Here is a 25,668-nt window from a genome sequence, read left to right on the forward strand (position 1 = left end):
TAGTCATTTCCTAATGAGGTGAGTTCATGTCAGCAGATCGGAAACAGCAAATTATTGAGGCGGCCACTAAATCATTTTCTCTGTTTGGATATAAAGCAACCACTATGGATCAGGTTGCAAAGCTTGCAAATGTAGGAAAAGGCACTATTTATAATTTCTTTAAAAATAAAGAAGAGCTGTTTGATGAAATTATCCATACGCTCATCGTGGAAATGAAAAGCGCAGCTGATGAAGCGCTTGATCCTTCTTTGCCTTTTCATAAAAACGTTCATCGGGGATTGTATAAAATACTTGAATTCCGCATGAAACATCAGCTGACCATCAAGCTTTTCCAGGAAGCAAAGGAAATGGGAACTCCTGCTGTTACAGAGGTAATTGGGAAAGTAGAGGATGCGATATTAAATTATGTAAAAGAAAAAGTTGCACAAGCGATTGAAAAAGGAGAAATCCGGGAATGCGATCCGGAGCTGACATCTTTTGTGATGCTGAAGCTTTATATTGCTCTCATATTTGATTGGGAGCAGCGTCATGAACCTTTGGAAAAAGAAAAAATAGCTATGCTGTTTGAACAATACATTATGAAAGGATTATCGAATTAGATAGTCCTAAATTTTTTCAGAAAAATGACCAAATGAGGGATTTAGTCATTAAGTTATAACGGAGGGATTTACGATGAAAAACAAACTTTTCTTGAAGGAGTTTTCAGCAATTATAAAAAACAAAAAGCTGCTGATTCCTATTATCGCAGTAATGTTCATTCCTATTTTATACAGCGGAATGTTTCTTTGGGCATTTTGGGATCCATACGATCATCTAGATGACCTGCCTGTTGCTATCGTTAATGAGGATGCCGGTGCTGCATTTGAAGGTAATGACTTGCATCTTGGCGATGATCTTGTTGATAAATTAAAGGAAAGCAAGGACTTTAATTTTCAATTTGTTGATAAAGAGGAAGCATATAAAGATCTAAATGATCAGCAATATTATATGCTTGTTGAAATCCCTAAGGATTTTTCCAAGAATGCAACCACTCTCCTGGAAGACAATCCGGAGAAAATGAACCTGATTTACGTTCCCAATGAGAGCTACAATTTTTTATCAGCTCAAATTGGCGGAACAGCTGTGGAAAAAATAAAAGCGTCTCTGTCAGAAAAAGTGACTGAAACATATGCTGAAACAATGTTCGATAAGGTAGGGGAATTGGCAGATGGCATTGGACAGGCAAGTGACGGGGCCTTTCAAATCAGTGAAGGAGCTGCAGATTTAAAGGTTGGTTCTAACACGCTGCATGAGAAGCTGGCGCTTTTGGCCGATAAATCAATTGAGTTCAATAATGGTGTAAGCTCAGCAAGAAAAGGTTCAGAAGAAATGTCAGAAGGTGCTAAATCCCTTTCAGAGGGTTTAGGGAAATTGGCTGAAGGCCAATCAGAATTAAGTAAAGCTTCTGATCAGCTGGAATCTGGAAGTCAAAAGCTTTCAGCAGGTGTTACACAAACAAAAGAAGGGATTGTTATAGTAAAGGAAAAACTTCCTGTTATGATTGATGGAACCGAGCAGCTGGAAAATGGATCGAAAAACTTATCTTCATCTTTGGAACAATGGCAAACGGAGGCACAAAAACTCAGTGGAGGCACTGCTCTTTTAGAGCAAAAACTGCAGGGCTTTATTTCGCAGCTTCCTGATGGATCTCCTGAAAAAGCTGAGCTTCAGACTGTGCTTGCCCAGCTGAAGGCTGGATCAGCCCAGCTTGCTGAGTCAGCTGGTAAACTATCTGCGGGAGGAGCCGAATTGTCCAAAAAAATGGGGCAGCTAAATGAAGGACAGCTGCAGCTCCAGCAGGGAATAAATCAGCTAGCCCAAGGGGCATCCGAGCTGGAAGCTGGTTCGCAGCAGCTAGTACAGGGCCATAAAGATTTCAGTGCTGGGATGCAAACATTTGCTCAGAAATTTGGTGAAGCCCAAGCCGGAGCAGACAGGCTATCAGGCGGTGCAGCAGATTTGTCAGGAGGCCTTGGCAAACTGACCCAAGGTTCAGCAGCATTTGCAGATGGCACAAAGCAGCTTGAAGATGGCGCAGGCAAAGTAGCTGAAGGTAATACACAAATTTATGAAGGATCTTCTGAGTTAGCAAATAAATTAGCGGATGGCGCTGAAAATGCTTCATCTGTAAATGCCAGCGATAAAACTTATAATATGATGGCAAATCCGGTAGAAATAGATAATGAGAAGATTACTGAAGTTCCTAACTATGGTACGGGGTTCGCGCCTTATTTTCTGTCTCTTGGACTTTTCGTAGGTGCTCTGCTTCTTTCTATTGTATTCCCGCTTCGTGAACCGGCTGGCGTACCGCGGTCAGGATTTAGCTGGTTTGCAAGCAAGTTTGGGATTCTTGCAGGAATAGGCGTTATTCAGGGTCTCATTGCAGCCATGATTCTATTGCTGGGACTTGGCCTGGAAGTGCAGAGTGTACCTTTGTTTCTTCTGTTTACCATCATAACCAGCCTTACGTTCATAGCGCTAATTCAATTTTTTGTCACCGTCATGGGTGATCCTGGCAGGTTTGTTGCCATTATCATATTAATTCTCCAGCTGACAACAAGTGCTGGTACTTTCCCGCTTGAGCTGATTCCTAATGCACTTCAGCCAATCAGTTCATACTTGCCTATGACCTATTCTGTTTCCGGGCTAAAGGCTGTTATTTCTAGCGGGAATTTTGATTTCATGTGGGAGAATACAGTCATTCTATTGAGTTTCGCTGCCCTGTTCATTGCAGGAACTTTTGTTTACTTTACTGCCATGCACAAGAAAAGATTTGCAGCTGCTGCAGGGCAGGCTGATTGATTATAAGCAAAAAACAAAGCCAGCCCACAGGGCTGGCTTTTAAAATATTATTCTATAAATCTGTTATTCCCATGCATTTATCACACTTGTTTCCGTAGCATTCATGCTGCTCTTCGATAGACTTCCCGCATTCTGAACATTGTTTTGCCGGCAGGTTTCTGAAAAACTCCATAATGTTTTGAATCATGTTGAAGCCTCCTGATTTGTGGATTTGTTCTAAATAGTTTGATTATTTAAGTTAATTGTATTATAACAGTATCGGTATGTCAACTTCTGTTTCAATACAATATTAAAAAAGTGAAAAAATAGGCATAATCGAGTATATTGGACATAGTAAAGCTGGGCCTTTCTTGGCGAGTCTGGTTATCAGTCATAGCGTAGGAGCTTACGCTTTATTAATAAGGAGGAAACGTGATGAAGTTAACTGTAATTGGGAGCTGGGGCGGCTATCCTAAAGCTGATGGGGCCAGTTCTGGGTATTTGCTGGAGCATGATGGGTTTCATTTGCTGATCGACTGTGGAAGCGGCGTTCTTTCAAAAATGCAGAATTTTTTTCAGCCGGAAGAATTAGACGCAGTAATTATCTCGCATTACCATCCAGATCACATTGCGGATATAGGGGTTCTGCAGCATGCCAGGCTCATTCAGGGTTTTTTAGGAAGGAAAACAGGTACACTCCCAATTTATGGTCATTCCCTTGATCAGCATGAATTTGCCAAATTTACATACAAGGATATCACAAAGGGAGTCTGCTATGATCCTGATGTCACTCTCTCTGCAGGGCCGTTCCAAATTCGCTTTTTAAAGACTAATCACCCAGTGCCATGCTATGCAATGAGAATTGAAGCAGACGGCAAAACACTTATTTATACGGCTGATACCTCATATAAAGAAGAGCTGGCAGCATTTAGCGAAAATGCTGATTTATTAGTTTGCGAATGCAATTTTTATGGTCATCAAAATGGAAAAAATGCAGGGCATATGACAAGCTTGGATGCTGGAACATTGGCCAGCAAAGCAAAGGTGAAAAATTTGCTGCTGACACATTTGCCTCATTATGGTGAACTTCGAAAGCTGAAGGAAGAGGCTTCAACAAAATATACCGGTCCTATTTCTATTGCGGATTATCAATGGTCCCATACTTTTTGAGGAGGAAAACAGATGCTTTTTATTGACAACCAGGGAATCACAGATCCCAGAATTAACCTTGCTATTGAGGAATATGCACTAAAAAATCTTGATATTGAAGAAACCTATTTGCTTTTTTATATTAATGAACCTTCCATTATTATTGGAAAAAACCAGAATACCGTTGAAGAGATTAATACTGAATATGTCGAGAACAATGGTATCCATGTAGTCAGAAGGCTATCTGGCGGAGGAGCTGTTTATCATGATTTAGGCAATCTCAATTTCAGCTTTATCACAAAAGATGATGGAGAAAGCTTTCATAACTTCCAAAAGTTCACAGAACCAGTGGTAGAAGCTTTGCAGAAGCTGGGAGTTAATGCTGAATTGAGCGGCCGAAATGACCTGATGGCAGAAGGCAGAAAGATATCCGGGAATGCCCAGTTTTCTACTAAAGGCAGAATGTTTAGCCATGGCACCCTCTTGTTTGATTCCGAAATAGAAAGTGTCGTTTCGGCACTAAAGGTAAAGAAAGATAAAATTGAATCGAAAGGGATTAAATCTATTCGAAGCCGGGTTGCTAATATCTTAGAGTTTCTGGATAAAAAAATCACAATTCAAGAATTTCGCACTTTGCTGCTTAAGAATATTTTTGGTGATTTAGATGAAATTCCTGAGTACAAGCTTACGAATGATGATTGGGAAAAAATTTACCAGCTGTCCAAGGAGCGCTATCAAAACTGGGATTGGAATTATGGAAAATCTCCCAAATTTGATCTTCAGCACTCGCATCGTTTTCCAGTGGGGCAAATTGATATTAGACTTAATGTCACAAAAGGAAAAATTGAGGAATGTAAAATTTATGGAGACTTCTTTGGGGTTGGCGATGTAAGCGAAATTGAAAACAAGCTTACAGGAATTCGCTATGAAAAGAAAGAGATTGAATGTGCTCTTGAAGGAGTGGACATTAAGCATTACTTCGGAAATGTGACAAAGACCGAATTTATCAACCTGGTTTATTAATGTGGAATTTACTGGAAAGCTGGCATCATGCCGGCTTTTCTTATATTTATATAAAGTCTTGCGAAAGGCAGTCCGCTATAAAAAAGAAATTGTGAACAATTCGCTTTCCTACTTGAATACAAAAATTTCTTTCAATATAATATATTTAGAAAATTTATTTAATAAAAATGAATGACTATTCATTCATTATAGGGGGAGTGTAAATGAATTTAACAGAGCAGCTCCATGAAACGGCAATCAAGATGGGCAGCAAGACTGCCTATTATTTTATGGATCAGTCCAGTACCTATGCGGAGCTTGATGGTGCTGTGACTAAATTTGCAGATGGGCTCTCAAAGCTGGGAGTGAAAAAAGGAGATCATATTGCTCTTTTACTCGGGAATTCACCGCATTTTGTCATTGGCCTGCATGGAGCACTGAGGGTTGGAGCAACTGTTATACCAATCAATCCAATCTATACACCGGATGAAATTGGCTACATTGTTAATAATGGTGACGTAAAAGCGGTTGTTACGCTTGACCTATTAGTGCCTTTGATTGAGAAGATGCATCAGGCTCTTCCAAAGGTGGAAAACTTTATTATTTGTGAAACCCCGCAGGGACAGGCTTCAAAGGCGGACCCAACTGCATTATCAGCTTTCTCAAAAATGAAATCGTTTACACGAGTAATAGCTTCAGGAGATTTAGATTTTAAAGGCCCTGAGCTCGAAGAAGATGAAACAGCCGTTATCCTATATACTTCAGGTACGACAGGCAAGCCAAAGGGTGCCATGCTGACACATAAAAACCTCTACAGCAATGCAAAGGATGTCAGCGACTATTTGCATATGAACGAAAAAGACCGGGTTATCACTACTTTGCCGATGTTTCATGTTTTCTGTTTAACGGTTGCTCTTAATGCACCGCTGATGAATGGGGCTACTATTTTAATAGATCCAAAATTCAGCCCGAAAGAAATATTTAGACTCGCTAAAACATATGAACCTACTGTTTTTGCCGGCGTACCGACCATGTACAATTTCCTTCTTCAGTTTGATGATGGCAATCCGGAAGATCTTAAATCGCTAAGGCTTTGCATTTCGGGCGGTGCTGCCATGCCTGTTGCACTTCTTCACGGCTTTGAAAAAAAATTCAATGTCATTGTTTCAGAAGGATATGGTCTTTCAGAGGCTTCACCGGTTACCTGCTTTAATCCGCTTGATAAGCCGCGCAAGGCAGGCTCAATCGGGCAATCTATTATGAATGTTGAGAATAAGGTCGTAAATGAACTGGGTGAGGAAGTTTCCGTTGGCGAAGTAGGTGAACTGACTGTACGCGGGCCCAACGTGATGAAGGGCTACTACAAGCTGCCCGAGGAAACCGCGGCCACTATTCGCGATGGCTGGCTTTATACAGGAGACCTCGCAAAACAGGATGAGGAAGGTTATTTTTATATTGTTGACCGTAAAAAGGACCTTATTTTAGTCGGCGGATATAATGTGTACCCGCGGGAGGTAGAAGAAGTGCTCTATAATCAAGAGGATGTAGTTGAAGTTGCTGTATTGGGCGTGCCTGACCCAAATCTGGGAGAAGCTGTGAGGTGCTATGTTGTATCTAAAAATCCTCAGCTGACAGAAGAGTTACTGCTTGAATACTGTGCTGAGCATTTGGCTAAATATAAAGTGCCGTCATCGATTGAGTTTTTAGAGGAGCTGCCAAAGAACACAACTGGTAAAATTTTGCGGAGAGCATTGAGGAATCAGGTATTACAGACTAAATAGGTTCTTATGGACAGGCATGGGATGTGTCTGTCCTTTTCTATTCCGATTTCAAATTGACTAAATTTGAAAGGGTTTTCACTAAATTTGTCGAATTATTAGATAGTACTTGAAAGAGGAGAGATACATATGAGTTCTATTGCAGTCGAAACAAAAGGCCATATTGCGGTCGTATCGATTAACCGCCCTGATGCATTGAATGCTTTTAATTTTGATACTTTATCGGAGCTTCAGGAATCAGTTGAGAAACTGCGAACCAGCCCAGATGTTCGTGCAGTGATTTTTACAGGGGCTGGAGAAAAAGCATTCAGTGTTGGTGCAGATTTAAAAGAGCGCAGAACACTATCTGAAGAGCAAGTCCGCAGAAATATATATAAAATAGGTGAGGTATTCTCACTGGTTGATCAGCTTCCGCAGCCTACTATTGCTGCCATTAACGGTTTTGCCTTCGGAGGCGGGATGGAGTTAGCCCTAGCCTGCGATTTCCGCATCGCTGTTTCAGGTACTTCAATGGGACTTACAGAAACAAGTTTAGCCATAATACCAGGAGCAGGCGGCACTCAAAGACTTCCAAGATTGATAGGCCAGGCCAAAGCCCTGGAATTAATTTTGACTGCGAAAAGGCTTACTTCTGAAGAAGCGCTTGAATACGGCATCCTTACAAAAGTGACTGAAAAAGATAATCTCTTAAATGATTGTTATGAATTTGCCGGACAAATGCTTAATAACGGGCCGCTTGCCCTGCAGCAGGCTAAATTTGCTGTAAAACAGGGCATGGGTGTTGATTTGCAGACTGGGCTGCAGATTGAAAGGAAGGCATATGAAGTCATTATCCCAACGGAAGATAGAGTTGAAGCTCTTGCGGCCTTTGCTGAAAAAAGAAAACCTGAGTTTAAAGGGAAATAAAATGAATAAGCTAGTATTGGGACACGGCATTATTTGGCTGTGTCTTTTCTATTAAAATAATAAATTTTTAGAAAATTATTAAAAAATATCTTGAATAGTGTGGCTAATAACTATATAATTTAGTGAATAAAAGCATAAAAGCGTAAAAGTACTGAAGTGGAAAGATAGAGATAAAAGGGGGATCATCTAGTATGTTAGAGAGATTAAAATCATTTAAAGGAATAGCTGCAGCAGGTCTTATGGGAACATTGCTGCTAAGCGGCTGCGGGAGTGAAAGTACAAATGGAAATGCAGGTTCTTCTGAGAAAGAAAAGGAAGAATCATTTAACATAGGAGTTACGCAGATTGTCGAGCATCCCTCGTTAGATGCGGCACTCGAGGGCTTTAAGAAGGCATTAGAGGATTCTGGTATTGAAGCAAGCTACGATGTCCAGATTGCACAAGGGGACCAGAATAATAATCAATCCATTGCCAACAATTTTGCTGGAGATGGAGTAGACCTGATCTTTGCCAACTCCACCCCCAGTGCATTAAGTGCACTGAATGCAACGAAGGATATACCAATTGTATTTACTTCAGTAACTGATCCAGTGGGTGCGCAATTAGTAAAATCAATGGATTCTCCTGAAGGAAATATAACAGGTACAACAGATACGCATCCTGATGCGATACCCAACATGGTTAAATTTATAGATGAACAGTTTGAGGCAGGCACAGTGGGTGTTATTTACAATTCTGGAGAACAAAATTCAGAGGTGCAGATTGAAAAGGTGAGGGAAGCTCTTTCAGGTACAGATATGAAATTGGCTGAAGCTACCGTATCCAATTCTTCTGAAGTGAAACAGGCTGCAGAATCGCTTGTCGGAAAAGCTGATGCCATCTATATTATTACGGATAATACTGTCGTTTCCGCTTTGGAATCCGTCATTCAGGTTTCAAACGACAATGACATCCCGCTTTTCGTGGGAGAGCTGGACTCTGTTAAACGTGGGGGCTTTGCTGCTTACGGATTTGACTATGAAGATATCGGATATGAAGCTGGGGAAATGGCTGCAAAAATTTTAAAAGACGGCAAGAAGCCATCCGAACTTCCTGTCCAATATCCGCAGAATCTAAAGCTGGTAATCAATAAAAAGGCTGCAGAAGAAATGGGCATTGACTTAAAAGAGGAATGGAGCGATCTTGCTGACTTTGTGGAGTAATACCTTTAAATAACCACCAGCGCTTGCGCTTTTCTAATAGAAAGGGAGATTACTATGCCAACAGCGATCTTTGGTTCCATTGAGGCAGGAGCAATTTATGCCTTAATGGCATTAGGGGTTTACCTATCATTCAGAATACTGGATTTTCCCGATCTGACGGTGGATGGAAGCTTTGTAACGGGCGCATCTGTAGCGGCTGTCATGATAGTAGGAGGATACAATCCATTTTTGGCAACAATGACAGCTTTGCTTGCGGGGTTTGCAGCAGGCTGCCTTACAGGCCTTCTTCATACAAAAGGAAAAATTAATGCCCTTTTGTCCGGAATATTAATGATGATCGCATTATACTCTATCAATCTCCGGATTATGGGCAAGTCAAATGTTCCGCTGCTGTCTGAGGAAACGGCTATCACAAAGCTTACAGCATTCTGGCAGGAGCTTGGGATTGACCAGGCTATTCAAAGCCTGATTGGGGCATTAGGAATGGGTTTCATCCCAAAGACCTGGGGTATTCTGATTTTAATGTTAATACTAGCCTTTGCTGCGAAAGTATTGATTGATCTTTTCTTAAAGACAGATATTGGACTGGCTATACGTGCAACAGGCGACAATGAGACAATGATCCGAAGCTTTTCTGCTGATACAGATCTTCTGAAGATAGCTGGCTTGGGCATTTCAAATGCACTGGTTGCTTTTTCTGGAGCATTAGTGGCACAGTATAACGGATTCAGTGACGTCGGAATGGGAATCGGGATGATTATCATCGGACTTGCATCCGTAATCATTGGAGAAGCAATCTTTGGTGCAAAAACAATTGTACGAGCAACACTGGCTGTCATTGGAGGAGCCATTTTATATCGTATTATAGTCACTCTTGCATTGAGAGTTGAATTCCTTGAAACGGGAGATATGAAGCTAATTACAGCAGTAATCGTGATTGGTGCGCTTATTCTGCCAAAGCTTATTCAGCAGCAAAAAGAAAAGCAGAGAAAGCGGCGGAGATTAGCGGAAGCAAAAAAAACTAATGCTTACGGGAAAAGTGGTGAACATCTTGCTGCAATTAAATCAGATTCATAAAGTGTTTAATGAGGGAACTCCAGACGAAAAAACAGCACTACACAGAATCGATCTTCATTTAAAGCCAGGAGACTTCATGACGGTTATCGGCAGTAATGGAGCGGGAAAATCTACTCTTATGAATATGATTTCCGGCAAATTGATTCCTGATATAGGAGAAGTGCTGGTTGATGGCACTGATGTCACTCTTGTGAAAGAACATAAAAGATCCAGACTGATTGGACGTGTTTTCCAGGATCCGATGGCAGGAACAGCCCCTTCCATGACGATTGAAGAAAATCTTGCCATTGCTTATTCGAGAACTATGGCGCGTGGCCTTAGCAAAGGAGTTTCCAAGAAACGACGCGACTTTTTCCGGGAAAAGCTGGAAATGCTGCATCTTGGATTGGAAAACAGGCTTTCGGCAAAAGTCGGACTGTTGTCAGGCGGGGAAAGGCAGGCGTTATCCCTGTTGATGGCGACTTTCACAGAACCTAAAATATTGCTTTTAGACGAACATACCGCTGCCTTGGACCCAGCTCGTGCAGAATTGATTACCAGCCTTACGAAAGAGATTGTGGAAACATATAAACTTACCACATTAATGGTGACCCACAATATGCAGCAGGCACTTGACCTGGGAAATAGGCTGATCATGATGGATAAGGGCCAGATCATTTTTGAAACAAATGAAGACCAAAAGAAAGAGTTGACTGTCGAAAAACTGCTTGAAGAATTCCAAAAAATACGTGGAGAGAAAATGAGCAGCGATAAGGCTGTATTAATCTAAAGGGAGACCGGACAAAAGGCTTTTGGCTTTGTCCGGCTTGTTTGTTTTGGAAATATTCCAGTAAAAAAGCCTACCGCCCGCAGCGATATGCCAGCTTTTTCATGGATAATACATGACTGCCTGGCAGCGAATCAGTTCGTCTCCGATATTTTTATACGTATGCGCTTTATTTGCTGAGAATTTTATTGAATTGCCGGGGCGGACAGTGATTCGCTGGTCTCCGATTTCTATTTCAAGCGTTCCGGACATGACAGTGATATATTCTTCAACACCCTCATTATGTTTATCAGATGTATGCTGGCATCCCGGTTCAATTTCGACTGTGAAGATCTCGAATTTCTTGCGGGGGTCAAAAGGGAACACGGGATAAACCCTGTAGCTGCCCATGCTCTCCATTATTGGAGTTAGAGTCTTCAATTCTATGAGCTGGACATCTGATGGTTCCTCGTGAATAAGTGAGGAAAATGAAACCTGAAGGCCGCTCGCGATTTTCCAAAGGGTGGTGACAGTCGGGTTGGATTCCCCCCGCTCAATCTGCCCCAGCATAGCCTTGCTGACCCCGGTTATTTCTGCCGCTGCATCCAGGCTGTAACCTCTTGTTTTTCGAATATTCCTCAGGTTTTCCCCAATGCTTTTTTGAATATTCTCCATTATATCCTCCAAGTTTATTGTGTAATATAACGCACAAATGTATAATATATTATATCAACGCGTCATTCTTCAATATTAAGTCTATTATAGTATAATTTTCAGGCCTGGTATTATATTTTTTAAGGCGGTGAGCATTATGGCAGAACTTGCAGTCGGCAAGCCTTCCGGGGAGTATAGGAAAGGGGTGCAGTCGGGAATCAGCATCGCGATAGGATATGCACCCATCGCTCTAACATTTGGGCTGCTCGCCAAAGCAACTGGTCTTTCAATTGGTGAAACAGCTTTAATGAGTTTGCTCGTATTTGCAGGTGCAGCACAGTACATATCCCTGAGCCTTCTTTCATTGGGAACGGGCATATTTGAAATTGTTTTGACAACTTTTATCGTGAATATCAGGCACTTCTTGATGTCAACCTCTCTTAATGAAACGTGGGATGATGAGCAGGCTGCTAACAAGGTAATTTTATCTTTTGGGATTACGGACGAAACTTTCTCAGTTGCAGCAGTACGTGAAGAAAAGGTAACAAGCGGTTATATGCTTGGGCTTATCTCGGTTTCCTATGCAAGCTGGGTCATTTGCTCGGGGCTTGGGCACCTAATTGGTGCGAGCCTTCCGCAAACCTTGCAGGAAAGCATGTCTGTTGCTCTTTATGCCATGTTTGTCGGCCTTCTCGTTCCGTCTATGAAAAAGAGTGCAAAAGTTGTATTTCTTGCGGCACTGGCAGCGTGTTTTAACACAATTTTCACTTTGACTGATACGCTATCGACTGGCTGGGCAATTGTACTGGCCACGCTTTTATCAGCTGTAATAGTAGAATGGATTGAAAATGTAAAAAACAGGCACAGGGGGTAGCGGCAATGAGTAGCCATATCGTGTGGATGATTGTTGGGATGGCAGCAGTTACATATATCCCAAGGCTGCTGCCTTTCGTGCTTTTTAAGGGGAAGGAGCTTCCCGGGTTTGTTCAGGGGATATTAAAGAATGTGCCGTATGCGACATTAGGGGCACTCATTTTTCCAGGCATTCTGTTTATAAATGAGGATATTTGGTTTGGGCTGCTCGGGGCAGCTGCTGCTTTTCTGGCAGCCTTTTTAGGTGCAAATGTGATTGTTGTTGTATTAGGGTCGATTGCTGTGTTATCTGTATATTCTTTCTTATTTTAGAAAAGATTATTATTGATGTTCTTTAGCCGGTTCCTTCTAGAACCGGCTTTTTCAATAGAACTGCTGTAATAGGCTAATAACTTGGATTGTCCCATCAAAATAGTTCTAATTTCAGATTTTTATACTAAACTAAATATAGAAAGGTTGTACCATAAGGGGGGATCATATGGCGCGAAAATTAGGCTTTTACGGGGCGCTGGCCTTTTTCGTATACGGTTTATTTTTTTATTGGTATTTATTCTATTTTGCTGACAGCAGTTTGCCCTTTGAGTATGAAGGCTCTCGGGCAGATCCGGCTACTTTCCTGAACGGAAGGGAACTGATGCTCAGTGAGGAATATTCTAAAATAAGAAACCTGCTGTTTTTTATTTCTACACCTTTTGAATGGATTTTCTATCTATTCATTCTTTTATTTGGCTTATCCAAGGCTTTTAAGAAGTGGGCTGAGCAGACTGCACCTTATAAATTCCTGCAAACGGCGATCTATTTGATTTGGCTTTCTTTTTTCGCGTTTATTGCCACTATGCCATTAAGCTATATCAGCTTTTCACTTTCCAAAACGTATAATATCTCAACTCAGAGCTTCAGCGGATGGATGAAGGATGAGCTCATTGATTTTTGGATTAATTATGGAATGATGGTTCTCATTGTGTCTGTATTGTACTGGCTGATTAATAAGAGCAGGAAGAGATGGTGGCTTTATGCCTGGCTATTGTCTGTTCCATTTACCTTATTTATGATGTTCCTGCAGCCGGTTGTCATTGACCCTCTGTATAATGATTTCTATCCTTTGAAAAACAAGGAACTTGAAACGAAAATTCTTGATTTGGCAAATCAGGCTAAAATACCTGCTGAACATGTCTTTGAAGTCGATATGGCAGAGAAAACAAATGCGCTGAATGCATATGTGACAGGTATCGGATCAAATTCAAGAATTGTTCTATGGGATACAACCCTGAATAAATTAACTGAAGATCAGATCCTGTTTATAATGGCACATGAAATGGCCCACTACGTGGAAAAGCATATATATATCGGAATTGGCGGTTACTTGCTGCTTTCCCTGCTGGGACTTTATTTGACAGCCAAATTAATGGAGAAAGCAGTCGATAAATGGGGAAGGGCGCTAAAAATTCCTGCGGTAAATGATATTAGGTCCCTGCCGCTGTTTTTGATGATTCTTTCGATGCTGCTCTTTATTTCAAGCCCTCTTTCCAATTTTGTTTCACGTTATCAGGAAACAAGGGCAGACCGCTATGCCATCGAAATGACGAAGGACTCAATAGCAGCAATAGAATCATTTCAGGAGCTGACACGTGCAGGTTTAAGCCAGGTTAATCCGCCTCTTCTCGTAAAAATATTCAGGTATGGACATCCCACCATGCTGGAGCGTATTTCCATGCTTGAAGAATTTGAAATGGAACAGAGGCAAAATGAAAGGAAGCAGGCGGCAGACTGATTTGACAAAAATATGAGAAAAAAGCAGGCCATGTGGCTTGCTTTTTTATATTTCATTCTTATAAATATGTATGCGGCCTTCAATAACATTCTGAATTTCATTATAAAAATAAATGCCTGCATCATCATCAATTCCATAACCAGCCGCGACATTGGTTTTCCCGGCTGCCCTCTTTAAATTTTCCCCTTCATTCCATTTAGTGTAATGGACACTTATGACACAATCCCTGATTAACCCGATACCTTTTAGAAATAGATGCTGTTTTTCAGGTGTATCGATAGGGGGAATTATGCAATGCTCCGGAATGATTAGGGCACCTGCCGAAAAACCTGCTACCGGTATACCGTTCATATACATTTTGCCAATGTATTCTCCCACTTTAGTATCCACAATAAAACTTCTGTATTTTTCCGTTTCACCGCCTCCAATGATGATGCCGGAACAGGACACCAACTCTTGAAAAAAAGATTCTGATGGTGCAGGGGAAAGCGGAAGATAACAGAAATTCCTTGCGCCATTTTGAGTTAAGGCAGCAGTATACTTATTCATATAGCCTTCCCAGCCTTCCCTTTCCAAAAAGAGTATAGCTATTTTGCCAGTAGCTCCGGAAGCCAGCTCTGTAAACTTTTTTCCAAGCCTTTGTCCGAATGGAGGGCTTCCGCCCATTAAAAATAAATGCCTGCTGTCCATAAATTTTCTCCTGCCTTATAAAAATAAAATACCCCGCCAATTGGCGGGGGCAAACTGGTTTACTAAGTGCCAAAACGTTTGGAAAGTTCTTTGTACTTCTTTGATAAATGCATAAATGACGGTTTATTTCTTTCATCAATCGCTGCGTCTATTTTATTCATCAGCTTTTCTTTTTCGGTATTCAGCAGAATCTCGGAAACAAGCATATCAATATAAAGATCAAGAACAAAAGAATCCTTATGGTTTTTCCGTTTCATCCCATTGGTTTTCATCAATTCGGTGTATGATTTTTCCTTCATGGAAATCACCCCTGAGCTTTTTAATATTATATGGAATTGCCTCTAAATATTCAACTAAGTTTTTTAAATTTTTAGAAAATATTTTCGGAATGTCGAAATTGTGAACAAATTAGAAACTATTAAATAAATTAGTAATTTTTAGATAAATTGGTGTTAATATGGAAAAGCGAGAGCGAAATAGAAAAGGAGATGAAAATTTATGAGCCATAATACCCAAATGATTGAAGAGTATGAAGTCAATCCAAATACAATGATTATCAAACCCCTCGCTTATGGGCTGAAAGTTTATTCGCAAATCTGGGAGCTTGATGATGAGGTTACTTCCCCTTTTAAGCCAATCGATATAATTAAAAGCAGCTGCAGATATTTTGGATCAAGCTATGAAGGCAGAAAAGAGGGTACACGCCAATTAACCGGCATTACCCATAAAGCTCCAATAACGATCGACCCCACAAATTTCATTTATTTTTTCCCGACGGCTTCTCCAAACAATCCTGAATGCATCTGGATTGCATTGGATCATATCAATTATTTTAAGCGAGCGGAAAACGCACATACTCAAGTGGTTTTCAAGAATAAGCAAAGCTTCATCATTCCAGTATCTTATACTACTCTTAATAATCAGGTGCTCAGAACAGCTTTACTAAAAACGACATTGATAAGGAGGATAGAGGATTCAGAGAGAAAGGCACTGTACTTTTTGAATGGTTCCAAAATAATGAATGCTTCGGAGAGAACTGGAGCCTACCAATAGAGAAGGGAAAGGATAAATAAGAAGCATGCGGAATTTCATGCTTCTGTTTTCCGTGTGTATATTACATTATTAGCTGCAGGCTTTTCTTATTACAAATATTAATTTGCCTTCAGATTTTTTCCTGGTCCAGGTATAGGTTTTTTAATAAGATAATATGTCATCAGCTCCTGGACTTTATTGCGGATGCGGGGGTTAAAGTAATTATGGTGCTCCTCATATCCTTTGTAAAGGAACATGAACATAGTAAATGCCTCATCTCTCTTTATTTCCTGGACCTTAAGCTGGTGTTTATTCATATAGCGTTTTACCTCAGAGAGTTCACTTTGAATGACCTTCATTGTTTCTTCAACCAAATCAAGATAAGGCTGTTTTAGTTTAAATGGGCTTTTATTAATGACGATGGAGTCGCGATTTAAAATGGTTAGCACCATTGGCAAATAAATAGCCTGTTCCATGATATTACGGTCTTCCTCAGGAATTCTGGTCATGTTTTTTCTGCTCCCTTAATCAATAGTATCCTGTCAGCATTACAGAACAAGTGTTCTTGTTTAATTTTACAAAGGAATGTTTTTTCTTGCAAGAGCCTATATTTGTCGAAACGCTGTTATTCTTCATCATTTCCAATAATTAAAAAAAGTTTCAGCCAGCAGCTTATTGAGAAGGGATTTTATTTCTGATGTCGAAATAAGTAGAACAGCACAGTTAGGAAGGATGGAATAAATGACGCAAAAAAATACAATTAAACCGGAAGACCTTTATCTGTTAAAATCAGTAGCTGATCCGCAGCTATCCTTGAATGGAAATGACTTAGCTTTTGTTGAGACCAGAATGCTTGATGAGGAAAATACATATAGTTCAAATATTTTTTACTTAAACACCATTGAAGGCAATATGCCGGTTCAGTGGACTTACGGCAAACACCGTAATCATTCACCCCGCTGGTCTCCTGATGGGGAGTCAATCGCATTTGTATCCGACAGAGACGGAAAATCACAGATTTATGTGATGAGCAAAGCAGGCGGAGAAGCCAGACAGCTGACACACTGTGCAAATGGCGCTTCAAATCCTGTTTGGTCACCTGATGGGAAGAAGATTGTTTTCAATCTTTCAGTAAAACCTGGGGAAGATGCAGAAACAAAGGAAAATCAGGAAAAACAGGCAGACAAGCCCGTTCCGCTTGAAATTGAAAAAATGAAGCACAAATCAGACGCCCAGGGTTTTTGGAGCGGAAGGTACAGCCAGGTTGCATTAATAGATATTGAATCTGGCGGGATGGAGCAGCTGACATCCGGAGAACACGACTACCAATTGCAGGACTGGTCACCTGATGGAAAATGGATTGCTGTTACGGCAGATTTAAGTGAAGACAAAGATTTCTCATTTCTAAGCGATGTCTACATCATCCATCTTGAAACAAAAGACATGAAAAGGATTACAAATGGAAAAGGTTATTTTGGAAGCGCCACATGGTCGCCGGATGGAAAATACATAGGATTGTTCGGGCATGAAAGGGAATATGAAAATGCTACGCATACAAAGGTCTGGGTGTATAATCTCGAATTTGGGAATCTGCAGTGCCTGACTGCAGAATCAGATATATTGGCTGGTGATTATGCCATCGGAGATTTTCAGCAGGGTGCAGTAACACCGGGAATTCTATGGGCAGAGGACAGCAGAAGCTTTTATTTCCTGGCAACTGATCATGGCAATACAGTTGTTTATTATGGCTCTTTAGATGGGGAGTTATATCCTGCGCTGCTGGATCAGCAGCATGTATATGGATTGACAACAGGAGGAAGTATGAATAAAGCTGTTGTAGCCATTAGCAAGCCGTCATATCCAGGGGATTTATTTTTGCTTGATGTCCCATCAGGGGAATTAAAACAGCTGACAAAAGTGAATGAAGAGTTCCTGAACGGAGTTGAGCTGGCAGATGCGGAGCCAATTCAGTTTAAATCTTCGGATAATTGGGAACTGCATGGCTGGATCATGAAACCAGCCAATCTGAAAGAGGGCGAAAAAGCACCGCTTGTGCTCGAAATACATGGCGGCCCTCATGCCATGTATGCCAATTCATATTTCCACGAATTTCAATGTCTCGCAGCAAAAGGCTATGCGGTCTTATTTATCAATCCACGAGGAAGCCATGGATATGGCCAGCATTTTGTAGACGCTGTAAGAGGAGATTACGGGGGCAAGGATTATGAAGATATTATGGATGCAGTCAATTATGCGCTTGAAAACTTCGATTTTATCGATAAAGACCGGCTTGGCGTAACGGGAGGAAGCTATGGCGGGTTTATGACCAACTGGATTATTGGACACACCAGCCGCTTCAAGGCAGCAGTCACTCAGCGATCCATCTCCAACTGGATCAGCTTTTATGGAGTTAGTGATATCGGCTACTATTTTACTGATTGGCAAATCAAGAGTGATTTGAATGATATAGAAAAGCTTTGGAAACATTCGCCGCTTGCTTATGTGGATGATATGAATACACCGCTGCTGATTCTGCACAGCGAAAAAGATTATCGCTGTCCAATTGAGCAGGCAGAGCAATTATTCATAGCCTTAAAGCATCGGAAGAAAACAGCAAAATTTGTGCGGTTCCCTGAAGCCAACCATGAGCTTTCCAGAAGCGGAAAACCGAATTTAAGAATCAGCCGCCTGAATTACATTGCCGGCTGGTTTGATGAATATCTCTAAAATGTTACCGCAGGCCTTCGGGTTTGCGGTTTATTTGATAATATCAGAATTTATATCTTTGTACTTCAAGAGCTGTCTAGCTCCAGTACCCCCTCGAGGTCACATGCCGATCCTCCCAAAAGGCAAAGAACGCCTGCCAGAAAGGCCCGTCTTGTGCTTGTCGGGGGTGGCGAGGCGCTTCCTCTTTTCTAATAAAGCTGTAAAGTAACATCAAAATTGCCGATATAACAGTAAAATCAGTTTTCATTCAGCGTACAGAAACTATTTAAAATAAATTGCAACGAAACCAATTCATCTGCAAAGTATAAGGGTATACAGGATATACCAGCAGTGATATCGAAACTTTTTTATGGAAACCGCAGTCGAATATAGGTGAAGGTATTTTCATACCCGCGGCAGAATTATAATTTTACTGCAAAGAAAGGACTTATTCTTATGAGATCAGATAGACATGAAAAGAAGAAAAAGAAAAGAAAATGGAAGTCCGTCCTCCTGATTCTGTTTCTCTTAATTGCAGGAACCCTTGGCTATTCGTATTTTCAGTTCAAGCAAGGTGTTTCCCAGACAGAGGGAGAGGCAAATATACAGACAGAAGAGTTTGAATTTAACGGTGAAAAAGATAAATATGGAGGAACAAATATCCTGATCCTTGGAAGTGACGCAAGGGGAAAAGAGAAATCCAGGGCAGATACCATCATGGTTGCCCAGTATCATCCTGAAAAGGGAACATATAAACTTATTTCTTTTATGAGAGATATGTACGTGGACATACCGGGACATGGGCAAAACAGAATAAATTCCGCTCTTGCTTATGGTGGTCCTGAATTATTAAGGCAGACGCTCAAGGAAAACTTTGATATAGATATAAAATATTACTCAATTGTTGACTTTGAAGGCTTTGTCCATTTAATTGATGAAGCTTTTCCAAGAGGGGTAGAAATTGATGTGGAAAAAAGAATGTCTGCCAATATCGGTGTTACTCTGGAGCCGGGTCTGCAGCGTCTTGATGGTGAGCATCTCCTTGGGTATGTCAGGTTTAGGCAGGATGCCGTAGGCGATTTTGGAAGAGTAGAACGCCAGCAGAAGGTAATGAAAGAAGTAGCAAGCCAGTTTACAAGCCTTCAGACCATTACAAAGCTTCCAAAACTCATCGGGGTGGTGACTCCTTTTGTAAATACCAATATGAATACCGGCGATATCCTGTATATTGGGAAAGATTTCTTATCTAAGGATAACAGAAATGTAGAGACTCTTCGTGTTCCTGTTGATGGAACATTTGAAAACCAGAGAATTAATGGTGCTGCTGTATTAGGCATAGATAAAGAGGCGAACAAATCAGCAATCCATGAGTTTCTTTCGAAATAAAAAGTTAGAAACACAGTTTTTGGCGGATTAGGTGTACAATAAAAGGGGAAGTGGTAAAACTAGGGGAAACTTCCCTTTCATGATAATCGAACTAATAGGATTTTGCTGCATATTGGACAAGGAGATACTAAATGGATTTTGAACTGTTCAAAGATTGGTTTACATTGGATCATATAATGGATTTAATTCGGGAATATCGTTCATTTGGGCCGCTTCCCGGTATACTGCTTCCAATGCTAGAAGCATTTTTGCCTTTTCTGCCCCTGGTTTTGTTTGTTATGGCAAATGCGAGTGCATTTGGTCTTTGGCTGGGTTTCTTATACTCCTGGCTCGGCGCGGTCGCAGGAGCGCTGCTCGTTTTCCTGCTCGTCAGGAAATATGGCCAGAAACGAATACTCCGTTTTTTGAAGAAGCATAAGCAGGTACAGAGGCTTATGAAATGGGTGGAAAAGCATGGGTTTGGGCCATTGTTCATCCTGCTCTGTTTTCCGTTTACTCCTTCGGCAGTCGTAAATATTGTCGCGGGGCTTTCGAATATTAGCATGGCTCAATATATGCTGGCAGTCCTGAGCGGCAAAATAGTGATGATTTTTACAATAAGCTTTGTCGGATATGATATCAAATCATTAATAACACAGCCAATTCGGACAGCCATTGTTGCATTGGTCATTTTCATTCTTTGGTATGTCGGCAAAATCATTGAAATAAAGATGAATATGAGCGTAGAAAATGATCGCGGGAATAAAAAGCAATGAATGCATAAGTATTGGGGGAGATGAAACTGTGAAGGAAGGATTGAGAAAAGAAGGAGCGGAATGGCTTAAGGCTTTTGCAATTGGCATCATTATCTTTGCTTTTATACGGACTTTTTTCTTCTCCAATTATGTTGTGGAAGGTGAATCCATGATGCCCACCCTTCAGGATGGAAATAAGCTGATTGTGAATAAAATCGGTTATCAGGTCAGTGACTTAGAGCGCTTTGACGTAATTGTTTTTCATCATAATGATCAAGAGGATTTTGTAAAAAGAATTATAGGGATGCCAGGAGATGAAATCGAATACCGCAATGATGAATTATTTATAAATGGCAAAAAAGTGGATGAGCCTTACTTGGAGAAATACCGGAAAGAAACATTAGGAGGCAAACTGACAGGTGATTTTACACTCCTGGAGATGACGGGCACCGAAACGGTTCCAGAGGGAAAACTATTTGTTATGGGGGATAATCGCCTCGGAAGCTGGGACAGCAGGCATTTTGGATTTATTTCAGCCGGCCAGGTTGTAGGAAAAGTAAACCTGCGCTATTGGCCGCTTGATGAAATGGATGCGTCATTCTAAACAAACTTATCTTGTGAAAAAGGGACTCGATAATACTAATTATCGAGTCCCTTTTATTTTCCTGTCCAGCTCTCCAGCGCCTCCCCCTCGAGGTGTTAGGGGTGGGCAAGGCGCTTGCGCTTTTCTAATTGCAGGCAAGACATTTCAGATAACATGCAAATTAGGATTATTCCTATATTCAGGTTCGCAGTTTACACATACGTCTTCATCATAGTCAGTCATATTGACATCTTCACGATTGTATTCAATTCCACAAAGGGAGCAGGCAACCATTTTTTCTTCTTCCATTTCTTCTGGGGAAATTGGGATAGCGTCATTAATTGTAATGGGCTCTACGGTAATCCCGCGTGTATTTGCCATTTCGGCATTTAAATATTCCTTTGCGGTTTCTTCACTTTCCCAAAATCCCAAATCCCATAACAGCTCCTGGGCATCTCCGTTTTGAGCCATCAAGCCATAAACAATTTTCATGATAAATGCTCCTTTCAACTTTGCTGACTTTTGTTTTATATTTCTTAGCCTTTTTTTGCAGCGGCTAAACCGATTCAAAAAATTACCATCAGTTCCCTAGGAAGACTGGGATAGTTTTTTAACCATGAGAATATATTGCAGGGGACACAGGAGAAGCTGCAGGCTTTGTCGAATAATAGCCTGAGTAAACGTCAAAGGATCAGTTTCAGTATCTGATGTCGGAATATTTAAATATATCACGGAGGTGCAATTGATGAGGCTGAAGGATAAAGTCGCCATTATTACAGGTGCGGCGAATGGAATTGGTCTGGCTGCTGCCGAAAAGTTTGCAGGTGAAGGAGCGTTGGTAGCCATGGCTGATTATGATGCAGACATGGGAATTACCAGGGCTCAAGAGCTGAAGGAAAAAGGTCTTCAGGTTGAGTTTTTTCAGGTTAATGTCGCAGACAGGCAAAGCATAGACAGTATGACGGAAGCTGTAAAAGAAACATTTGGAAAAATTGACATCCTGATCAATAATGCAGGAATTACAAGGGACGGGATGCTGGCAAAGCTTGCTGCAGATGATTTTCAGGCGGTTATGGACGTGAATCTGGCAGGTGTCTTCCATTGTACACAAGCAGTGCTTCCATTCATGCTGGAACACGGAAGCGGAAAAATAATCAATACGTCCTCTGTTTCGGGAGTCTATGGGAATGTCGGACAGACAAACTATGCGGCAGCCAAAGCGGGTGTAGTGGGAATGACCAAAACATGGGCAAAAGAACTCGGCAGAAAAGGAATCAACGTAAATGCCGTTGCCCCAGGATTCATCTCAACCGGTATGACAGCAAAAGTACCGGAAAAGGTTATGGGCCAAATGCAGGGCATGGTTCCGCTGGGGAGACTTGGAAAACCAGAAGATATTGCGAATGCATACCTGTTTCTGGCTTCCGATGAATCGGATTATGTGAATGGCACGGTCCTTCATGTAGATGGCGGCATCATGATGTAATGACCTGAATTCGAGCGCGTGCTCGATAATCAGAAGATTAATGAGGTGGAAAAGATGAGAAATGTTGTAATAACATCAGCAGTCAGAACACCGGTTGGCACGTTCGGCGGAGCGTTTAAGGACCTCCTGCCGACGGATTTGATTGTGCCTGTATTAAAAGAAGCTGCCGAGAGAAGCGGCCTGCAGAGCAATGAGGTGGATGAAGTGATTTTAGGACACTGCATTCAGCGTACAGATGAACCGAATACAGCAAGAACAGCAGCTTTGCTTGCAGGCTTTGATGATACAACAACAGGGTTCACAGTCCAGAGGCAGTGTGCATCCGGCATGCAGGCAATTATGTCTGCAGCGCTGCAGATTCAGTCAGGGATGTCAGATATCGTGATTGCTGGAGGAGTGGAAGCCATGAGTTCCAGCCCTTATGTATTAAAGCAGCATCGCTGGGGCGCCCGCATGCAGCATGGGCAGGTAACCGATACCGTATGGGAAATTCTCGAAGATCCAATCCATCATATTATGATGGGGGAGACGGCAGAAAACCTGGCAGAAATTCATGCCATTACAAGAGAAGAACAAGATGAAGCGGCCTTGCTTAGCCACAAGAGAGCCTTGCATGCAATTGAAAACGGTTACTTTGATTCGCAGATCGTTCCAATTACTGTGAAAAGCAGGAGAGGGGAAGTAACCGTTACAAAAGATGAAAACCCACGGGCAGATTTAACAGCCGAAAAGCTGCGCAGCTTGAAGTCTGTCTTTAGAAAGGATGGCTCTGTTACAGCAGGAAATGCATCAAGCCTGAATGACGGCGGAGCAGCACTTGTCCTGATGCCGGAAGATCTGGCTCTGGATAAGGGACTGAAGCCTTTGGCAAAGATTGCTGGCTTCTCCGTGGCAGGGGTAAATCCAAAAGTAATGGGAATAGGGCCTGTGCCGGCAGTCAAAAAAGGTCTTGCCAATGTCAGCTGGTCGCTTGATGATGCAGACTTGATTGAGATAAATGAGGCTTTTGCAGCGCAATATTTGGCGGTTGAGAAAGAGTTAGGCTTAAACCGGGACAAAGTAAATGTAAATGGAAGCGGAATCAGCCTGGGACACCCTATTGGATGTACCGGTGCGCGCCTTGTTGTGAGTCTCGTTCATGAATTAAAGAGAAGAGGCGGCCATAAAGGAATAGCGTCTCTATGTGTCGGAGGCGGGATGGGGGCAGCAGTATTTGTGGAAACGTACGAATAAAGAGTTCCTTCGGGAGCTCTTTATTTATCCAATAAGCGGAGCCCATCTTCTGCAGAATTGATTTTTCCGGGGGTGAAGAAAGTGATAAACAGTACGATATTGTCTGGAAAGAGGATACTTCTGGGGTGGTTTATTGAGGATGATATTAAAAAGATAATCCAGTGGCGTGCAGACGAAAAAATCATGCGAAACCTGGATGCTCTGCCGGTAAAACCCAAACAGGAAATGGAAATTAAGAAATGGCTTGATGAATGTCCGCAAGACACCTTCAGATTTTCGCTCAGGTTAAAAGAAGCAAATAAACTGATAGGCTATGCGGAGCTAAACGGCATTTTATGGCCACACAGAACAGGCTGGATTACCATTGCCATTGCAGAAGAAGCCGAATGGGGAAAAGGGTATGGAAAGGAAGCCATGCAATGCCTTATTCGCTATGCTTTTATGGAGCTGAATCTGTATAGGCTTCAGCTTACTGTATTTTCCTATAATACTAGAGCAAAAACTCTTTATGAAAGTCTTGGATTCCAGAGAGAAGGCTGCTATAGAGAGTTTCTTGAGCGCGATGGAAAACGGCATGATATGTTTCTATACGGGCTCCTGAGAAAGGAGTGGAAAGAGTGAAAGAGCGCGGAATAATTCCGCGCTTTACAGGATTTATTCTGGCTGACTGACAAAAATAATTTCTTTTGACAAGAAATAGCTAAGAATGATATTCGTCAGGAAAAAGGCAAGAAGCAGATACAGTACATAATGATATTCAAGAATCATGACGGCCGGCGGGGCAAAGCTTGCTCCGGTCAATAGAAAAAAAGAATAGAGAGAAAGCGCTTTTGCGCGGTCAGCCCCTGCAATCATGCCAATCAGTGTAATAACAGTGGGAACAAGAATGGATATGGAAGCCACAAACAATATGGAAATTGCCATCAAGGCAATAGTGCTGCTGAAGAAAAACATATTAATGATGCTGAAAATCCCTAAAAGTAAACCAAGCTTTAATGTCGAATAGGCACCAATCCGCTCAATTAGCTTTCCAGTAAAGAGAGACAGCAGTGCCCCAATTAAACCCGCTGCTCTTAATGTGAATAATTCCTCCAAGGTTCCATGAAAATTCCTGGCTATTGCATCATAAAAAGCTGCGAAGGAAAACAGCAGAGTAAAGGTGATAGCATAGCATTTGAGCAGGTTTCCTTTCTTTAATAATTTTTTCATTATAGAAATGACGGAAACCTCTGACTTGAATGAATGCGAGGTGCCTGGGAGTATTTTGTACGAGACAAGGAAGAGGATGAAATAACAAAAAGCAAAGAAATAAAAGGCATAGTTCCATTTAAAATAAATAGTAATTGTCGAACTGATCAGCTGTCCAAGAATGCCGGCGACAAGGAATCCTGTATTAATAAAAACAAGCAGCAGGGTGCGGCTCCTCGGCCTAAAAAGATCAAAGGAATAAGCGAAGGCAACAGGAGCAAAGCTCCCAAGAGTCAGCCCCTGAATCGACCTGGTAATATAGAGAGCCTCTACATTAGGAGAGAGCCCGACGGCACAAGTGGACAAAGCAGAGGCAAACAAACCAGTAATAATAATTCTGCGTCTGCCAAATGTATCGGAAGCAGGACCAAAGAACAGCAGGCCGGCTGCATAAAAAAATGCAAACATGCTTCCCCCGCCAACAATATAATTTTCATTTACTTTAAATGTATCAGCAATATCCCCGTAAATAGGAATTAGTGTATAAATGTTGCTGGCCACAAAAATTCCTGTAACTGTCAAAATGACTGAAGTTGCCATCAGGACCGGTTTTGAAATCATCCTTATCACCTGCCGATATACTTTATGCACGA

27 protein-coding genes are annotated in these 25,668 nt (G+C 41.5%); 20 read left to right on the forward strand and 7 right to left on the reverse strand.

Going from position 1 to position 25,668, the window contains the following annotated elements; translation table 11 throughout:
* The first annotated feature begins 26 nt into the window (after positions 1–26).
* On the forward strand, positions 27–599 hold the full coding sequence (locus DFO72_RS18335; RefSeq protein WP_113883420.1) for a TetR/AcrR family transcriptional regulator: 573 nt from the start codon (positions 27–29) through the stop codon (positions 597–599).
* Positions 600–672: 73 nt separating this feature from the next.
* The gene (locus tag DFO72_RS18340) at positions 673–2,841 is read left to right on the forward strand and encodes a YhgE/Pip domain-containing protein (protein ID WP_113883419.1); all 2,169 of its coding nucleotides are present in this window, start codon (positions 673–675) and stop codon (positions 2,839–2,841) included.
* A gap of 52 nt (positions 2,842–2,893) precedes the next feature.
* On the opposite strand, the gene yhfH is transcribed toward DFO72_RS18340, so the two are convergent.
* Positions 2,894–3,028 carry a protein YhfH gene (gene yhfH, locus DFO72_RS18345; protein ID WP_009331400.1) on the reverse strand — a complete coding sequence of 45 codons (135 nt, stop codon included), beginning with the start codon at positions 3,026–3,028 and terminating at the stop codon, positions 2,894–2,896.
* 227 nt (positions 3,029–3,255) lie between these two features.
* Here yhfH and DFO72_RS18350 point away from each other — a divergent pair, with 227 nt between their 5' ends.
* The 7 genes from DFO72_RS18350 (at position 3,256) to DFO72_RS18380 (ending at position 10,703) form a co-directional block, all read left to right on the forward strand.
* Positions 3,256–3,990 (forward strand): MBL fold metallo-hydrolase, encoded by a 735-nt coding sequence (locus DFO72_RS18350; protein ID WP_113883418.1) that lies wholly within the window; start codon positions 3,256–3,258, stop codon positions 3,988–3,990.
* 12 nt (positions 3,991–4,002) lie between these two features.
* A complete protein-coding gene (locus DFO72_RS18355; protein WP_113883417.1) occupies positions 4,003–4,992 on the forward strand; it encodes a lipoate--protein ligase in 990 nt (329 codons plus the stop codon).
* 203 nt (positions 4,993–5,195) lie between these two features.
* Positions 5,196–6,752, forward strand: coding sequence for a fatty acid--CoA ligase family protein (locus tag DFO72_RS18360; RefSeq protein ID WP_113883416.1), 1,557 nt, complete (start codon positions 5,196–5,198; stop codon positions 6,750–6,752).
* Positions 6,753–6,878: 126 nt separating this feature from the next.
* Positions 6,879–7,655 carry an enoyl-CoA hydratase-related protein gene (locus tag DFO72_RS18365; protein WP_113883415.1) on the forward strand — a complete coding sequence of 259 codons (777 nt, stop codon included), beginning with the start codon at positions 6,879–6,881 and terminating at the stop codon, positions 7,653–7,655.
* 191 nt (positions 7,656–7,846) lie between these two features.
* Entirely contained in the window at positions 7,847–8,857 is a 1,011-nt protein-coding gene (locus tag DFO72_RS18370; RefSeq protein WP_113883414.1) for an ABC transporter substrate-binding protein, read from the forward strand.
* Between the two features lie 54 nt (positions 8,858–8,911).
* Entirely contained in the window at positions 8,912–9,934 is a 1,023-nt protein-coding gene (locus DFO72_RS18375; RefSeq protein WP_113883413.1) for an ABC transporter permease, read from the forward strand.
* Positions 9,909–10,703: an ABC transporter ATP-binding protein gene (locus tag DFO72_RS18380; protein ID WP_113883412.1), complete on the forward strand. Its 795-nt coding sequence runs from the start codon at positions 9,909–9,911 to the stop codon at positions 10,701–10,703. Before DFO72_RS18375 ends, DFO72_RS18380 begins: the two co-directional genes overlap by 26 nt.
* A 99-nt stretch (positions 10,704–10,802) precedes the next feature.
* Here DFO72_RS18380 and DFO72_RS18385 read toward each other — a convergent pair whose 3' ends face one another.
* On the reverse strand, positions 10,803–11,354 hold the full coding sequence (locus tag DFO72_RS18385) for a helix-turn-helix domain-containing protein (RefSeq protein ID WP_113883411.1): 552 nt from the start codon (positions 11,352–11,354) through the stop codon (positions 10,803–10,805).
* A gap of 136 nt (positions 11,355–11,490) precedes the next feature.
* Here DFO72_RS18385 and DFO72_RS18390 point away from each other — a divergent pair, with 136 nt between their 5' ends.
* The 3 genes from DFO72_RS18390 to DFO72_RS18400 all read left to right on the forward strand — a co-directional run bounded on the left by DFO72_RS18390 (position 11,491) and on the right by DFO72_RS18400 (position 13,977).
* Positions 11,491–12,207: an AzlC family ABC transporter permease gene (locus DFO72_RS18390; protein WP_113883410.1), complete on the forward strand. Its 717-nt coding sequence runs from the start codon at positions 11,491–11,493 to the stop codon at positions 12,205–12,207.
* Positions 12,208–12,212: 5 nt separating this feature from the next.
* Positions 12,213–12,518, forward strand: a complete 306-nt coding sequence (locus DFO72_RS18395; protein WP_009331384.1) for an AzlD domain-containing protein — start codon at positions 12,213–12,215, stop codon at positions 12,516–12,518.
* A 166-nt stretch (positions 12,519–12,684) separates the two neighbouring features.
* The gene (locus tag DFO72_RS18400) at positions 12,685–13,977 is read left to right on the forward strand and encodes a M48 family metallopeptidase (protein ID WP_113883409.1); all 1,293 of its coding nucleotides are present in this window, start codon (positions 12,685–12,687) and stop codon (positions 13,975–13,977) included.
* 45 nt (positions 13,978–14,022) lie between these two features.
* Here the strand turns inward: DFO72_RS18400 and DFO72_RS18405 are convergent, their stop codons facing one another.
* Both DFO72_RS18405 and DFO72_RS18410 read right to left on the reverse strand, forming a co-directional pair.
* A complete protein-coding gene (locus tag DFO72_RS18405) occupies positions 14,023–14,667 on the reverse strand; it encodes a Type 1 glutamine amidotransferase-like domain-containing protein (protein WP_113883408.1) in 645 nt (214 codons plus the stop codon).
* A gap of 62 nt (positions 14,668–14,729) precedes the next feature.
* A complete protein-coding gene (locus DFO72_RS18410; RefSeq protein ID WP_113883407.1) occupies positions 14,730–14,966 on the reverse strand; it encodes an IDEAL domain-containing protein in 237 nt (78 codons plus the stop codon).
* Positions 14,967–15,165: 199 nt separating this feature from the next.
* On the opposite strand from DFO72_RS18410, the gene DFO72_RS18415 reads away from it, so the two are divergent.
* Positions 15,166–15,720: a competence protein ComK gene (locus DFO72_RS18415; protein WP_113883406.1), complete on the forward strand. Its 555-nt coding sequence runs from the start codon at positions 15,166–15,168 to the stop codon at positions 15,718–15,720.
* 98 nt (positions 15,721–15,818) lie between these two features.
* On the opposite strand, the gene DFO72_RS18420 is transcribed toward DFO72_RS18415, so the two are convergent.
* The gene (locus DFO72_RS18420) at positions 15,819–16,208 is read right to left on the reverse strand and encodes a hypothetical protein (RefSeq protein WP_113883405.1); all 390 of its coding nucleotides are present in this window, start codon (positions 16,206–16,208) and stop codon (positions 15,819–15,821) included.
* Between the two features lie 232 nt (positions 16,209–16,440).
* Between DFO72_RS18420 and DFO72_RS18425 the strand changes: the two genes are divergently transcribed.
* The 4 genes from DFO72_RS18425 to lepB all read left to right on the forward strand — a co-directional run bounded on the left by DFO72_RS18425 (position 16,441) and on the right by lepB (position 21,129).
* On the forward strand, positions 16,441–18,426 hold the full coding sequence (locus tag DFO72_RS18425; RefSeq protein WP_113883404.1) for a S9 family peptidase: 1,986 nt from the start codon (positions 16,441–16,443) through the stop codon (positions 18,424–18,426).
* A gap of 435 nt (positions 18,427–18,861) precedes the next feature.
* Entirely contained in the window at positions 18,862–19,791 is a 930-nt protein-coding gene (locus DFO72_RS18430; RefSeq protein WP_243856201.1) for an LCP family protein, read from the forward strand.
* 131 nt (positions 19,792–19,922) lie between these two features.
* Positions 19,923–20,546 carry a TVP38/TMEM64 family protein gene (locus DFO72_RS18435; RefSeq protein ID WP_113883402.1) on the forward strand — a complete coding sequence of 208 codons (624 nt, stop codon included), beginning with the start codon at positions 19,923–19,925 and terminating at the stop codon, positions 20,544–20,546.
* A gap of 28 nt (positions 20,547–20,574) precedes the next feature.
* Positions 20,575–21,129, forward strand: coding sequence for a signal peptidase I (lepB, locus tag DFO72_RS18440; RefSeq protein ID WP_113883561.1), 555 nt, complete (start codon positions 20,575–20,577; stop codon positions 21,127–21,129).
* A 144-nt stretch (positions 21,130–21,273) separates the two neighbouring features.
* Here lepB and DFO72_RS18445 read toward each other — a convergent pair whose 3' ends face one another.
* Positions 21,274–21,600, reverse strand: a complete 327-nt coding sequence (locus DFO72_RS18445) for a hypothetical protein (RefSeq protein ID WP_113883401.1) — start codon at positions 21,598–21,600, stop codon at positions 21,274–21,276.
* 253 nt (positions 21,601–21,853) lie between these two features.
* Here DFO72_RS18445 and fabG point away from each other — a divergent pair, with 253 nt between their 5' ends.
* From fabG to DFO72_RS18460, 3 genes are all read left to right on the forward strand, one after another.
* Positions 21,854–22,594, forward strand: coding sequence for a 3-oxoacyl-ACP reductase FabG (gene fabG, locus DFO72_RS18450; RefSeq protein ID WP_113883400.1), 741 nt, complete (start codon positions 21,854–21,856; stop codon positions 22,592–22,594).
* Between the two features lie 54 nt (positions 22,595–22,648).
* A complete protein-coding gene (locus tag DFO72_RS18455; RefSeq protein ID WP_113883399.1) occupies positions 22,649–23,827 on the forward strand; it encodes a thiolase family protein in 1,179 nt (392 codons plus the stop codon).
* An 81-nt stretch (positions 23,828–23,908) separates the two neighbouring features.
* Positions 23,909–24,448 (forward strand): GNAT family N-acetyltransferase, encoded by a 540-nt coding sequence (locus DFO72_RS18460; RefSeq protein ID WP_243856202.1) that lies wholly within the window; start codon positions 23,909–23,911, stop codon positions 24,446–24,448.
* Between the two features lie 33 nt (positions 24,449–24,481).
* Here DFO72_RS18460 and DFO72_RS18465 read toward each other — a convergent pair whose 3' ends face one another.
* Positions 24,482–25,636 (reverse strand): MFS transporter, encoded by a 1,155-nt coding sequence (locus tag DFO72_RS18465; protein ID WP_113883398.1) that lies wholly within the window; start codon positions 25,634–25,636, stop codon positions 24,482–24,484.
* Positions 25,637–25,668: the final 32 nt, after the last annotated feature.

It is taken from the genome of Cytobacillus oceanisediminis, from assembly GCF_004366035.1.
Taxonomy (GTDB): Bacteria; Bacillota; Bacilli; order Bacillales; family Cytobacillaceae; genus Cytobacillus; species Cytobacillus oceanisediminis_C.

What these genes read in the sequence shown, in the direction of transcription:
- DFO72_RS18340 (WP_113883419.1), top strand. Translation starts at nt 673, where the DNA reads ATGAAAAACAAACTTTTCTTGAAGGAGTTTTCAGCAATTATAAAAAAC.
- yhfH (WP_009331400.1), bottom strand. Translation starts at nt 3,028, where the DNA reads ATGATTCAAAACATTATGGAGTTTTTCAGAAACCTGCCGGCAAAACAA.
- fabG (WP_113883400.1), top strand. Translation starts at nt 21,854, where the DNA reads ATGAGGCTGAAGGATAAAGTCGCCATTATTACAGGTGCGGCGAATGGA.
- DFO72_RS18445 (WP_113883401.1), bottom strand. Translation starts at nt 21,600, where the DNA reads ATGAAAATTGTTTATGGCTTGATGGCTCAAAACGGAGATGCCCAGGAG.
- DFO72_RS18360 (WP_113883416.1), top strand. Translation starts at nt 5,196, where the DNA reads ATGAATTTAACAGAGCAGCTCCATGAAACGGCAATCAAGATGGGCAGC.
- DFO72_RS18425 (WP_113883404.1), top strand. Translation starts at nt 16,441, where the DNA reads ATGACGCAAAAAAATACAATTAAACCGGAAGACCTTTATCTGTTAAAA.
- DFO72_RS18385 (WP_113883411.1), bottom strand. Translation starts at nt 11,354, where the DNA reads ATGGAGAATATTCAAAAAAGCATTGGGGAAAACCTGAGGAATATTCGA.
- DFO72_RS18395 (WP_009331384.1), top strand. Translation starts at nt 12,213, where the DNA reads ATGAGTAGCCATATCGTGTGGATGATTGTTGGGATGGCAGCAGTTACA.
- DFO72_RS18350 (WP_113883418.1), top strand. Translation starts at nt 3,256, where the DNA reads ATGAAGTTAACTGTAATTGGGAGCTGGGGCGGCTATCCTAAAGCTGAT.
- DFO72_RS18415 (WP_113883406.1), top strand. Translation starts at nt 15,166, where the DNA reads ATGAGCCATAATACCCAAATGATTGAAGAGTATGAAGTCAATCCAAAT.
- DFO72_RS18405 (WP_113883408.1), bottom strand. Translation starts at nt 14,667, where the DNA reads ATGGACAGCAGGCATTTATTTTTAATGGGCGGAAGCCCTCCATTCGGA.
- DFO72_RS18410 (WP_113883407.1), bottom strand. Translation starts at nt 14,966, where the DNA reads ATGAAGGAAAAATCATACACCGAATTGATGAAAACCAATGGGATGAAA.
- DFO72_RS18390 (WP_113883410.1), top strand. Translation starts at nt 11,491, where the DNA reads ATGGCAGAACTTGCAGTCGGCAAGCCTTCCGGGGAGTATAGGAAAGGG.
- DFO72_RS18370 (WP_113883414.1), top strand. Translation starts at nt 7,847, where the DNA reads ATGTTAGAGAGATTAAAATCATTTAAAGGAATAGCTGCAGCAGGTCTT.
- DFO72_RS18435 (WP_113883402.1), top strand. Translation starts at nt 19,923, where the DNA reads ATGGATTTTGAACTGTTCAAAGATTGGTTTACATTGGATCATATAATG.
- DFO72_RS18430 (WP_243856201.1), top strand. Translation starts at nt 18,862, where the DNA reads ATGAGATCAGATAGACATGAAAAGAAGAAAAAGAAAAGAAAATGGAAG.
- DFO72_RS18355 (WP_113883417.1), top strand. Translation starts at nt 4,003, where the DNA reads ATGCTTTTTATTGACAACCAGGGAATCACAGATCCCAGAATTAACCTT.
- DFO72_RS18365 (WP_113883415.1), top strand. Translation starts at nt 6,879, where the DNA reads ATGAGTTCTATTGCAGTCGAAACAAAAGGCCATATTGCGGTCGTATCG.
- DFO72_RS18335 (WP_113883420.1), top strand. Translation starts at nt 27, where the DNA reads ATGTCAGCAGATCGGAAACAGCAAATTATTGAGGCGGCCACTAAATCA.
- DFO72_RS18420 (WP_113883405.1), bottom strand. Translation starts at nt 16,208, where the DNA reads ATGACCAGAATTCCTGAGGAAGACCGTAATATCATGGAACAGGCTATT.
- DFO72_RS18455 (WP_113883399.1), top strand. Translation starts at nt 22,649, where the DNA reads ATGAGAAATGTTGTAATAACATCAGCAGTCAGAACACCGGTTGGCACG.
- DFO72_RS18375 (WP_113883413.1), top strand. Translation starts at nt 8,912, where the DNA reads ATGCCAACAGCGATCTTTGGTTCCATTGAGGCAGGAGCAATTTATGCC.
- DFO72_RS18400 (WP_113883409.1), top strand. Translation starts at nt 12,685, where the DNA reads ATGGCGCGAAAATTAGGCTTTTACGGGGCGCTGGCCTTTTTCGTATAC.
- DFO72_RS18465 (WP_113883398.1), bottom strand. Translation starts at nt 25,636, where the DNA reads ATGATTTCAAAACCGGTCCTGATGGCAACTTCAGTCATTTTGACAGTT.